The 1,412-nt window shown below is 51.4% G+C and carries 1 rRNA gene; it reads left to right on the top strand.

Features of this window, described 5'->3' with window-relative positions:
- A 23S ribosomal RNA gene (locus NG798_RS27665) occupies window positions 1-1,412 on the top strand; the annotation flags it as partial.

The following is a 1,412-nucleotide window of genomic DNA, read 5'->3' on the forward strand; positions in this document are numbered from 1 at the left end:
AAACGAAGTGGGAAGGCTAAAACAGTCAGGATGTTGGCTTAGAAGCAGCCATCATTTAAAGAAAGCGTAATAGCTCACTGATCGAGTCGTCCTGCGCGGAAGATGTAACGGGGCTAAGCCAGTCACCGAAGCTGCGGATATCCGTAAGGATATGGTAGGAGAGCGTTCTGTAAGCCTGCGAAGGTGTCTTGTAAAGGATGCTGGAGGTATCAGAAGTGCGAATGCTGACATGAGTAGCGATAATGGGGGTGAAAAGCCCCCACGCCGTAAGCCCAAGGTTTCCTGTTCAACGTTCATCGGAGCAGGGTGAGTCGGCCCCTAAGGCGAGGCAGAGATGCGTAGCTGATGGGAAGCAGGTTAATATTCCTGCACCGTCGTATGATGCGATGGGGGGACGGATCGCGGAAGGTTGTCTGCCTGTTGGAATAGGCAGTTTCTGGTTCATAGAAGGCGCTTAGGCAAATCCGGGCGCGTAATTCAAGGGACTGGGACGAAGAACTTAGGTTCTGTAGCAATCGGAAGTGGTTCCAAGAAAAGCCTCTAAGCTTCAGTCATACGAGACCGTACCGCAAACCGACACAGGTGGGCGAGATGAGTATTCTAAGGCGCTTGAGAGAACTCGGGAGAAGGAACTCGGCAAATTGGTACCGTAACTTCGGGAAAAGGTACGCCCCGGTAGCTTGGTCACTTTACTGTGATAGGGCGAAAGGGTTGCAATAAACTGGTGGCTGCGACTGTTTAATAAAAACACAGCACTCTGCAAACACGAAAGTGGACGTATAGGGTGTGACGCCTGCCCGGTGCTGGAAGATTAAATGATGGGGTGCAAGCTCTTGATTGAAGTCCCAGTAAACGGCGGCCGTAACTATAACGGTCCTAAGGTAGCGAAATTCCTTGTCGGGTAAGTTCCGACCTGCACGAATGGCGTAACGATGGCCACACTGTCTCCTCCCGAGACTCAGCGAAGTTGAAGTGTTTGTGATGATGCAATCTACCCGCGGCTAGACGGAAAGACCCCATGAACCTTTACTGTAGCTTTGCATTGGACTTTGAATCAATCTGTGTAGGATAGGTGGGAGGCTTTGAAGCGGGAACGCCAGTTCTCGTGGAGCCAACCTTGAAATACCACCCTGGTTCATTTGAGGTTCTAACCTTGGCCCGTTATCCGGGTCGGGGACAGTGCATGGTAGGCAGTTTGACTGGGGCGGTCTCCTCCTAAAGTGTAACGGAGGAGTTCGAAGGTACGCTAGTTACGGTCGGACATCGTGACGATAGTGCAATGGCATAAGCGTGCTTAACTGCGAGACTGACAAGTCGAGCAGGTACGAAAGTAGGACATAGTGATCCGGTGGTTCTGTATGGAAGGGCCATCGCTCAACGGATAAAAGGTACTCTGGGGATAACAGGCTGAT

Origin of the sequence: Ancylothrix sp. D3o, assembly GCF_025370775.1 — a bacterium.
Lineage (GTDB): Bacteria > Cyanobacteriota > Cyanobacteriia > Cyanobacteriales > Oscillatoriaceae > Ancylothrix.